This is a genomic window from Variovorax sp. RTB1, from assembly GCF_035018765.1.
Taxonomy (GTDB): Bacteria; Pseudomonadota; Gammaproteobacteria; order Burkholderiales; family Burkholderiaceae_C; genus Variovorax.
In genome coordinates this window covers 43205-52842 of the sequence record NZ_JASJXG010000034.1, presented here as the reverse complement: position 1 = coordinate 52842, position 9638 = coordinate 43205, and the positions used below count along the sequence as shown (strand labels likewise).

The window sequence follows — 9638 nt, the reverse complement described above, 5'->3', positions numbered from 1 at the left end:
GCCGCCCCCACTGCCGCCGCCACCGCCCCCCGCACGTCCGCATTTGCCGCTACCTGCGCCGGTGACAGTCCGGTCCGCCATGCCGGTCTCGCTGGTTTCCCGGGCGCTTTGTTACGTTTTTTCGGGTTTTCGTCGGCGCTCTTGGTCTGCGGATTGCTGTCTGTGTCTTCACTGGCAGGCGCCCAAACCGCGCCGCAGCTCGATGTAGCGCCGGTTCGCTTCGGGATTCTGCCTCTGGGCGGCGCCTTCGAATCCCGCAACGACTGGGAGCCGGTGCTCGCCGAACTGAGCCGCGCCATCGGCCGCCCCGTCACTGTGTTGTCGGTGACGTCGTACGAAGCGCTCGAACAGGCCATCCAGCGCAACCAGGTCGACATGGCGTTTCTCTCCGGAAAGATGGCGCTCGACGCGGTGACGCAGCGCCGCATGAAAGTGATTGCACAGGTCACGCGGCACGACGGCATGCCCGGTTATCGATCGCTGTTGCTGGCGCGCAAGACCGGCCCCAGGACCTCGCTCAAGGACCTGCTCGATTCGCCCGAACAGTGGCGTCTTGCGCGCGGGGAAAGCCGTTCGGTTTCGGGCTTCATCGTGCCGCAGCTGCAGTTTTTCTTGCCGCACAACATCGCCATGGAAACGCGTTTTGCGAGTGAACTGGTCGGCACGCACCAGGTGACGGCGCTGGCCGTCGCCAACGGCGAGGCCGATGTGGCGACCAACAACACGGCCGACTTCGAGCGCTTCAAGCTGCAGTTTCCGACCGAGGCGGAGCGGCTGCAGGTGATCTGGGAATCGGATTTGATTCCGCATGCGCAGATCGTCGTGCGCCGCGACTATCCGCCTGCATTCCAGGCGAAGGTGCAAGCCTTTCTGGTCGCCTTTGGCCGCGGCAAAGGGTCGCGCAGCGACGCGGAGCGCGCCATGCTCAAGTCGCTGCACGACCTGGCTGGTTTTCTGGCGGCAGACAACGCCTCGCTCATGCCGGTCGCCAAGCTGGCCTATCAACTGGCCCGGCAAAGCGCGATGAGCGCGCAATGGGTCAACGAAGATGCGCGTCAGGCACGCCTGCAGCGCATCGAAGCCACGTACGCCGAGCAGGTCGCCGCGCTGCGCGAAGGCGCACCTTGAGCGTGAAGGCGCTGCGGTCGTCGTTTGGCCCCAACTGCTACTGGTGCAGCCTGCCGATGGACTTCGACGAGCCCTACGGACGGCCCGAGTCGGCCACCATCGAGCACCTCAACGATGCCACTCTGGGCGGCGTGCGCAAGCAAAGCCATCGGCGTCTGGCGCATGCTGTCTGCAACCAGATGCGCAATGAGTTCAAGCTGCAGGCAGAACGTCAATTCAAGCAGTGGATCGAGGCGCGGCGGAACTGAACTGCCAACGGGCACACGGGCGAACAGGCGGCGAGCGCACGCGGCGGCGGCTGACAAAGCGCTGGCCGGGGCGGTGTAACCATCTGCTTCGTTCAATCAATATCCGGAGAACCCAATGAAGAAGATTCTGTTCGCGCTTGTTGCATCCGTCGCCGTCCTCAGTGCCAACGCCCAGGTCGGCAAGGCCGCCTCCGAAGCCACCGACTCGGTCCAGCACAAGATCGACGAGAAGCGCGCCGACAGCGCGGCCAAGAAGAGCGGCCCGGTCGGCAAGGCGGTCAACAACGTCAAGTCCGGCTATCACAAGAATCGCGCGAAGCGTTCCGCCAACAAGGCCAAGCAGTCGTTGAAGAACGCGGGCTGATGCCAACAGCGGTCGGATCACCCGGCCGCCGTAACCGCTACCGAGTCTGCAGATCGAGTGCAACTCGATCGATGCGGCGGGCGATGCTCACATCGATTCGTCGACTTCCTTAGTTCGTCGAACATCCCGCGGCGCAGGCACCGGTCGAGGTGAACTCCATCGCGATGCCGGACAACGGCACATACACCGGCACCTTTACCGCCTTGATAAATGCTTCGGTCTTGCTGCCGGGGCGCACCTTGCCGCCCACGGTGCCGACCTCGTTCGCGTGCGATGCAATGACCGATGCCGGCTTTACCAGCTCATTCATCACGAAGGCTGCTTCGGCCGGGCCGGTGGTGAAGCCGTCGCCCATGTTCATGACGGCCAGCTTCGCCTTGTAGAGATCGCGCACCACGCGCTCCTGGTCGGCGGTGACACCGGTGTCGCCGGACAGGTACGCGACGAGCCCGTTGCTGAACCACAGCACGTAGCCGGTCGCCAATCCCACGTCGCCGGCAATGCCCGCGTCTTTCATCGACTTGCCGAGCTCGCCGCCGATGTACTCCGGGTCGACGCCGTTGCTGTGCATCGCAGTCACCGTCGCGATGCGCACGCCGCCCACTGTCACGCTGCCGCCGAAACGCGCGAGCATCGAGTTGGCAGGGTCGCCGCCGAGCGCCTTGAGCTTGGCCGCGAAGAACGGCGGCATCTCGCTGCCGGTGACGATCTTCGACTTCTTGGCGAGCGCGATGTTGACCGCGTTGGAGTTGGGCACGTCCGACACCGACATGTCGGGGCTGGCACACGTGCCTGCGTTGGGCGCCTTGTTGTGCGCGTTGCCCAGGTGGTCGCCGTGCATGTGGCTCACAAGCAGGATGTCGATCTTGCCGAGCCGTGGATCGTTGGCGCCCGCCACCGTGCGACCCGGGTCGTAGAGGATGCGCGTGCCGTTCGGGTCTTCGAAAATCAGCGCGCGGTCTTGCGCACAGAACTCGCCGTCGATGCCGCCGAGCGGCGTCACCTTGACGTTCTGCGCGAACGCGGGCGTGGCCAGCAGGGCCGACAACGCGGCAGCGGCCGCCATGAACTTGATCGATCGATTCATTGAATTTCCGGCGATTTTGAAGAAGAAGGGGAAGGGAAAAGACACAGCGAAAAAACGAGTATCGCGGCATCGGGCGGTGCCACGCATGAGTCGGTGCAGTGACCTTGAACTTGACTTCGACTCCTGAAGCCCAGCGCTGTCGGATGGATGCCGGGCATCCATTAGGAGGTCGCTATTTGCGTCGGCGTGTACCTGGATGAGCAGGACGCGATCGGTGCCGTTGCGCCGCATGCAGGAGCGGGCACGCCGCTCGCGAAGAGTCACGGGAATAATCGGCCAGAAGTCGCCGTTTGGGTCGCAAGGAGAACCATGCTGAAAGTCTACGGATTCGGACGCGTCAACTCGGCCGCCCGCGGCCACACCCGTGACCTGCGGGTTCTGTGGGCACTCGAAGAAATGCAGATGCCCTTCGAGCTCATCGGCATGGATCATCCGGCGCATGAACTCAACACCGATGCCTACCGCAAACTGAATCCGTTCGAGCAGCTTCCGGCGATCGATGACGACGGGGTCGTGCTGACCGAATCGGCGGCGATTCTGATCTACCTTGCGAAGAAGGCGGACAAGTTGATTCCAAGTGATTCCGCGGGCGAGGCGCAGGTCATCCGCTGGTGCTTGGCAGCAATGAACTCGATCGAGCTACCGCTGATGAGCGTCTTCTACATCGACTGGACTGCCGACGGCGGCGCAGGCGCGGCCAAGCCCAGGCAGTTCATGGCGGGCTGGGCTCAACGCTTGTTCACCGGACTGGAGCGCTGGCTGAAGGGCCGTGAGTTCGTGGCCACCGACAATTTCACGGTGGCCGACATCCTCATGTCGCATGTGCTCTCGGAGGTCAGAGATGAACGGCTGCTGGAGCCATTCGAGAACATCCGAAGCTATCGCGACCGTTGCGTGTCTCGGGCCGCATGGCGGCGAACGATGGAGAAGTATCTGGCTCGGGTGGAAGCGGGCTGAATGGCAGCTCGGCCGTCGAAGCCGATGGCAATTCTTCGCGTCTTCGCGGGAGCTGGTCTCAAGGTCTGCTTTTGAGACGACGCTATGTCGGGTGAGGCTCCGAATGTTCCGGCGATCCTGCGGCGGGATTCGGGCCAGGAGCCGACCTTTCATTGCACACTTCCGTCGAGGCTTTAATGAGTGAAATGCACGATACAGAAAATGCGTTGGCGCGAGCGGTCAAGGCGATCTACGACGCGTCTGATTTGAATCGCGAGATCCAGCCTTTGCTTGGACCACTGCTTGACGAACTGCTAAGCACGACGAGCGCGACTTCCGTCAGGGATGTGCTTCCGGAGTTTCATGACTGGACGATCCCAACGCGCGTCCAACTTGCTATGCATGTACGAATCCTTAGTCTCGACGGCGCAAGGCCTTCTGACGAAGCACAGCTGGCCCAGTTTCTTGAACTGTTTTACGAAGATATGCCAGAGTGGGCAGCGGCCTTTCGAGCACACTCTCAAGTCGCCTAACGGCCAGAAGCGGTCCTTCCGTGCGCCTGCCGGGATCAAGATCGAATCATGACTTTCACTCCGCAGCCGCACCTTGAGCGACGCCTTGCTGGCATGGTGGCCTCGTCGAATGAGCTGATGGCCGCGCTCGATGCAGCGCGTCTCCTGGGGCTGCAGTCGTGGTGCATCGGCGCAGGCGCTGTCCGCTCATTGGTTTGGGATGCTCTGCACGGCTTTGAGCGCCGTACGGCTGTGGAAGACATGGACCTTGTCTACTTCGACGCGGACGCTGAGCCGGAGAACGATGTCGAGTTGGAGAAGCGGCTTCGCTCCGTATTGCCAGAAGTGCGCTGGGAGGTGACGAATCAGGCTGGCGTGCACCGATGGTTCGCCCGTGACTTAGGACAAGCAGTGCCGCCGATCAAGTCACTCGCAGATGGCATTGCGACGTGGCCGGAGTTTGCAACTTGCGTTGGCGTGTTTTTGAACTGGGATGAGTCGCTGGGCGTCGTCGCCCCGCATGGACTCGATGATCTTTTCAATCTGCGCGTCCGTCACAACCCGCTCAGAGCGAGCGTTGAGATCTATAGGCAGCGCATAGAAGCCAAGCGCTTTGCCGAGCGCTGGCCTTTGCTTTCGATCAGCATGGGCTAAGGGCAGAATGCGGGCCAGAAGCTGCCGTTTGTCTTCCCCTTGCCGATCTGCCATCCACCATGTTGATCACAGCGTTTGTTGTGCGTGTTCCCTCTGCTGAATGCGTGGTTGCAGAACTCCGCAACCGCTTTGACTCGACGGCACAGCTTGGGGTCCCGGCGCATGTCAGCATTCTGGTTCCGTTCATGTCACCTGACCGAGTGACTGCAGCTGTGCTTGCACGCGCACAGGAGGCGTTGAACGAAATTCCATCGTTCGCGTTCTCGCTGCGTCGGGTAGGCCGCTTCCCGACCACAACCTACCTTGAGCCCGATCCACCCGAGCGCTTTGTTGCGATGACGGCGACGTTGGTTCGGGCGTTTCCGGCATTTCCTCCGTATGAAGGCGAGCATGCCGAAGTCATTCCGCATTTGACGGTCGCGCACGGGGACGCATTCAGCGCAGGCTTGGCGGCCGTCGAACTTCAAGAAAAAGTCCGCCGATCAGGCGCTATCGAGACAATGTGCACGTCCGTGACGCTTTTGGAAAACAGCACGGGACGGTGGCAGGCTATGCATGATTTCTATTTGCCGAAGTCGATAGGCGTGCCTTCCTAAAAGTCCGGCTAATTTCGGCCAGAAGCAGACGTTCCACGCGACGGCATAGTGGTGCTTGAAGAATATTTTTCCCTACAGCTGAGTTTTGCTGAGCGCAACGCGACGGTTGCGGATTTGTCTTTGGGCGCGTCGATCGCGCACTGCACAAACCTGCGGCGGCGTTTGAATCTTTGGGGACCTGCAGGCGCGAACCGCTGGAACGAATTCGTTGCTCGGATCGGCAACTCGAACAATGAAAGGCGCGATGCGCTTTCCTTGTGCACGCAGTGGTACGAGGATCGTCCCCGCCTTGCGACGGGACGGTCGTTCGGCTGCTTCTCCTTCGATCCGCCCGACGCCAGCGGCGTACTCCGCATTCACTTCGTCCCTCCAGAGACCACGAGCACAAGCCCGCTGGCTTCCGCGAACACCGGTGCCAGAGTGCAGGAGCTGTGCGAACTGTTCTCCCATGCTCGTCGCGAGGAGCCCGGCGTCTTGTCGGTTCGCGGCGTCTCCTGGCTCTACAACCTCGAGGCGTATCGGAGGCTCTTCCCGCGCAGCTACGCGAAGTCAATTCAAGCCATCGACGTGCCGCTGCATCTGAACGGCAGTTCAACCTGGGGACAGGTTTTGAACTGGCGTCAGGGTGTGAAGCCGGAAATGCGTGACGCGCTCCTGGCCCGCATGACCACTATGAGACCAGAAGCACCTTGGAAGGCCTTTCCGCTGCAGGCGCTGACCGCCAGTGGTGACGTCGCTGACTTCTATGAGCGCTTTACCTGACTTGGACGTGAGGCTGAGCCCTTCCACGTGAGTGGCGGAATTCGGGCCAGAAGCGGTCGTTCGCCGTCACCGCTTGTCTTGCCCCACGCGGCAAGTGAAAAGCGCTCTTACGTCACGCTTGTCCGGAGAAAGCGAAGATTCACCGCGCTACCATTCCCGATTGATTTTCAGGGAGAAAAAAATATGAAATGGATCTTGACTGCGTTCGTGTCAGTTACTTTTGCGGTGCTGTCGTTCAATGCTTTCATTGCGAACGACCTGAGCAAAGGTAGGAGCGAAAACGCGTTCATCGGAATGATGACGGGCGTATACGGATGGTTGCTCTCGTCTATTGGATCGATGCCATCTGGAATTGTGTTCGCCTTGTGCGCGATCGGTATCTTGCTGTTGGCCGTGCTGGATGGCCGTGGTGCCAAGAAGTCGGATTTCTAAAGTGCAGAGCGGCCGCCAGATCCGCAACCGGGCCAACAGCAGTCAGTCGGCGATGCGCCAGAATTTGACCCGAAGCGGACATTCAGGAACACGGAATTCATGGTTCAACAACTGTTTAAGTCTGCGACGTGACAAATCCCGCCAGGCTGACCCCTCCTCACAGCGTCATACCCAGCATCTACTCCGCCGAGGAGTCTGCGCGCCGCATTTCTGCCCTTTGCATGCCGTATGCATCGGATTCGATGTCGTTCCGTTGGCTTGTGGGCAGCGCAACAGAAAAAGGAGTTCGTCTTTCTTGGCGAGTTCGAGGCTCCAAGCCAAGCGCGACTCGCTTCATCGGCACATTCGACTGTGTGGATAGCAAGGTCGTGCTAGATGGAAAGTTCAGTGAGTCACCGTTCGAGCGGCTTTTCCTCGTGGTTTGGTTCGGAGCGCTCTTTGGTGTACTGGCCTTGTGCTTGTATGCGGGCCTGGTGCACGGAAACAGCAATGCACTGGGAGGTGCGGCGTTCGCGACCTGCCTCATAGCTACATTGTTGTGGATTAGCAAAAAAACAGGCCCAGGACACAACGGCGATATGGAGTGGGTGACGTCAGTTTTGCGAGAGGCGCTGTCTACTTGAAGATATGCGTGAGCGTTCGTCGCCTATGGCACAGTTCGGCCGCAACCAGACATTGAATAACGAGCCCGCAATCACAATGAACGTTGACCAACATCTTCGCGCCTACCTTGAAAGCGGGCAAGAAGCTGCCCAGCTGGATCAGGTGTTGAGTAGCCCGACTGAGCGGCATCAGATTTACAGGGCGATAGCGAGGCAGCCGCCTCGTCCCTATCGCCTATTGCTTCTTCGCTTGTTGGACAGGGAGATTGCGTTCAGGAATGCCCTTTGGGATAGAAGCGCCGAGTTCGACGAGGAGAGCGCTGAAGGAATTTTCCATTGTGCGTATTTACTAAGCCTCTGTGGCGAGCCGGCGGATACGAAGGCACTCTGGAAAGCGCAGTACCTAAATCAAGATGTCGGCGAGTTGGAGGTGGAATACTTCATTGGCGCCGGCGTGCCAGAGACGCTGGCATTCTTGACCCACGAAAATGATGAAACATCGCAAGAGATTGCTGGGTTCATACGCGATTCACTCAAGCAGCCGATAGAGACACAATGGCTGGCGAGTTGGCGAGCGTCTCGTCATGCTTGGTTTGACAGTTAACAGTCGCATTCAAACGACCGGTTCGGAGTTGTCCGAACTTCCGCTTTTGGCGGCGGATTCAACGGGTCGATGCAACGGATTCGCTGAACATCTCAGCGGGCGTCTGGAAGCCGAGCGTCTTGCGCGGCCTCTCATTCAATTGTCGCGCGATCGCGTTGAGCTGAGCCTGTGAGTAGCCCGCCTGCCGCCACCCCATGCGCACTGAACCATAAGCCCGCACACCCAATCGACGAAGGCCTTCTAGGCCCTTCGACTTAGACCCAACGCCTCCGTCTAGGCCGTTAGATGGATTTGCCGTTCACCCTCCGCGCCGGAAACTAGATGTTTCTTTCTGGCACCCGTGCCATTGACGGAGCGCGGATGAGTTGGCGAACAAAAGTGGTTTGGAGCGAGGGGATGCTGCTGCAGCCTCAGCACCTGCAGCAAAGCGAGCGCCACGCCGACCATGCGCGGCATGTGCTCCTGCGCACCACGACCCCTCATGCATGGGGCTTCGCTGAAATTGAAATCGACCAGGCGGCGCTCACCCTCGGCAAGCTCGCGCTGGTACGTGCCGTCGGCGTGTTCGGCGACGGCACCGTGTTCGACATGCCGGCTGTCGATCCATTGCCCGATCCCATCGACATCCCGCCGACGATGCGCGACGAGGCCGTCGTGCTCGCCTTGCCACTGCGCCGCGCTGGTGCCCGAGAAGCCGATGCCGAGGGCTACGACGACCTCGTGCGGCATCGCGTGCTGGAGTCCGAAGTGCCCGACTCCAACACCGCCGGCGAGCGTACCGCCATGCTGCAACTCGGTCAGCTCCACACGCGCCTGATGCGCGCCGGTGAGACGACCGATGCGTGGACCACCGTCAACGTCGCCCGGGTGGTCGAGCGGCGTGTCGACAACCAGGTTCAGCTCGATCGCAACCTGCTGCCGCCGCTGCTCGATGTGGCTGGCCACGCGGTGATCCGCTCGTGGCTCGACGAATTGCTCGGCCTGTTGCGCCAACGCGGCGAGGCTCTCGCTGGCCGCATGACGCAAGGCGGCACTGGCGGCGTGTCCGAGATCGCCGACTTCATGCTGCTGCAAACAGTGAACCGCAACGAGGCGGTGTTCGCGCATCTGGCAAAGAGCGCGATGCTGCATCCGCAGCGCTTCTTCGAGCATGCACTGGCGCTGGCCGGTGACCTCGCGACGTTCCGCGATTCGCGTCGGGTCGCGCGCTTCGGGCCCTACATCCACGACGACCTCGCACTCACATTTCGCCCGGTCATGGACGACCTGCGGCGCAGCCTGTCGATGGTGCTTGAACAGTCGGCCATTCGCATCGAGCTGCACGACCGCAAGCATGGCGTGCGCGTCGCCGTCATTCCCGATGTGGAGCTGCAGCGCAATGCGACCTTCGTGCTCGCGGTCAACGCGCAGATGCCGAGCGAGGCCTTGCGCGCGCGCTTTCCGACGCAGGTCAAGATCGGTCCGGTCGAGCGCATTCGCGATCTGGTCAACCTTGCGCTGCCCGGCGTCACGCTCATGCCGATGCCGGTCGCGCCGCGGCAGATTCCGTTTCACTCGGGTGCCAACTACTTCGAGCTCGAAACGCGCAACAGCGACCTGTGGCGCCAGCTCGAAGCATCGGGCGGCGTGGCGATGCACATCGCCGGCGACTTCCCCGGCCTGGATCTGGCGTTCTGGGCGATCAGGTCCTGACGCGCCCATGGGAAAAGCACC

General features: G+C 61.1%; 12 protein-coding genes and 1 pseudogene. 11 read left to right on the top strand and 2 right to left on the bottom strand.

Annotated elements, in window-relative coordinates:
* Window positions 1-108: 108 nt before the first annotated feature.
* The 3 genes from phnD to QN397_RS18825 all read left to right on the top strand — a co-directional run bounded on the left by phnD (window position 109) and on the right by QN397_RS18825 (window position 1740).
* Window positions 109-1128: a phosphate/phosphite/phosphonate ABC transporter substrate-binding protein gene (gene phnD / locus QN397_RS18835; protein WP_323498899.1), complete on the top strand. Its 1020-nt coding sequence runs from the start codon at window positions 109-111 to the stop codon at window positions 1126-1128.
* 2 nt (window positions 1129-1130) lie between these two features.
* Window positions 1131-1376 (top strand): hypothetical protein, encoded by a 246-nt coding sequence (locus tag QN397_RS18830; protein WP_261802597.1) that lies wholly within the window; start codon window positions 1131-1133, stop codon window positions 1374-1376.
* A gap of 115 nt (window positions 1377-1491) precedes the next feature.
* The gene (locus QN397_RS18825) at window positions 1492-1740 is read left to right on the top strand and encodes a hypothetical protein (RefSeq protein ID WP_187053319.1); all 249 of its coding nucleotides are present in this window, start codon (window positions 1492-1494) and stop codon (window positions 1738-1740) included.
* 109 nt (window positions 1741-1849) lie between these two features.
* Here the strand turns inward: QN397_RS18825 and QN397_RS18820 are convergent, their stop codons facing one another.
* Window positions 1850-2827 carry an MBL fold metallo-hydrolase gene (locus QN397_RS18820; protein WP_323498896.1) on the bottom strand — a complete coding sequence of 326 codons (978 nt, stop codon included), beginning with the start codon at window positions 2825-2827 and terminating at the stop codon, window positions 1850-1852.
* Between the two features lie 309 nt (window positions 2828-3136).
* On the opposite strand from QN397_RS18820, the gene QN397_RS18815 reads away from it, so the two are divergent.
* From QN397_RS18815 to QN397_RS18785, 7 genes are all read left to right on the top strand, one after another.
* The gene (locus QN397_RS18815; RefSeq protein WP_323498895.1) at window positions 3137-3784 is read left to right on the top strand and encodes a glutathione S-transferase family protein; all 648 of its coding nucleotides are present in this window, start codon (window positions 3137-3139) and stop codon (window positions 3782-3784) included.
* A gap of 176 nt (window positions 3785-3960) precedes the next feature.
* The gene (locus tag QN397_RS18810) at window positions 3961-4296 is read left to right on the top strand and encodes a hypothetical protein (protein ID WP_323498894.1); all 336 of its coding nucleotides are present in this window, start codon (window positions 3961-3963) and stop codon (window positions 4294-4296) included.
* A 117-nt stretch (window positions 4297-4413) separates the two neighbouring features.
* Window positions 4414-4929, top strand: a complete 516-nt coding sequence (locus tag QN397_RS18805) for a nucleotidyltransferase family protein (RefSeq protein WP_416352226.1) — start codon at window positions 4414-4416, stop codon at window positions 4927-4929.
* Between the two features lie 59 nt (window positions 4930-4988).
* Complete coding sequence (locus QN397_RS18800) at window positions 4989-5525, top strand: 2'-5' RNA ligase family protein (protein WP_323498893.1); 537 nt, start codon at window positions 4989-4991, stop codon at window positions 5523-5525.
* Window positions 5526-5576: 51 nt separating this feature from the next.
* Complete coding sequence (locus QN397_RS18795) at window positions 5577-6287, top strand: hypothetical protein (RefSeq protein ID WP_323498892.1); 711 nt, start codon at window positions 5577-5579, stop codon at window positions 6285-6287.
* A gap of 27 nt (window positions 6288-6314) precedes the next feature.
* Complete coding sequence (locus tag QN397_RS18790) at window positions 6315-6719, top strand: hypothetical protein (protein ID WP_323501641.1); 405 nt, start codon at window positions 6315-6317, stop codon at window positions 6717-6719.
* A 648-nt stretch (window positions 6720-7367) separates the two neighbouring features.
* Complete coding sequence (locus QN397_RS18785) at window positions 7368-7925, top strand: hypothetical protein (protein ID WP_323498889.1); 558 nt, start codon at window positions 7368-7370, stop codon at window positions 7923-7925.
* A 58-nt stretch (window positions 7926-7983) separates the two neighbouring features.
* Here QN397_RS18785 and QN397_RS18780 read toward each other — a convergent pair.
* Window positions 7984-8106, bottom strand: a pseudogene (locus QN397_RS18780) (IS30 family transposase); the annotation flags it as partial.
* A 179-nt stretch (window positions 8107-8285) separates the two neighbouring features.
* Here QN397_RS18780 and tssK point away from each other — a divergent pair.
* Entirely contained in the window at window positions 8286-9617 is a 1332-nt protein-coding gene (gene tssK, locus QN397_RS18775) for a type VI secretion system baseplate subunit TssK (protein WP_323498888.1), read from the top strand.
* Window positions 9618-9638: the final 21 nt, after the last annotated feature.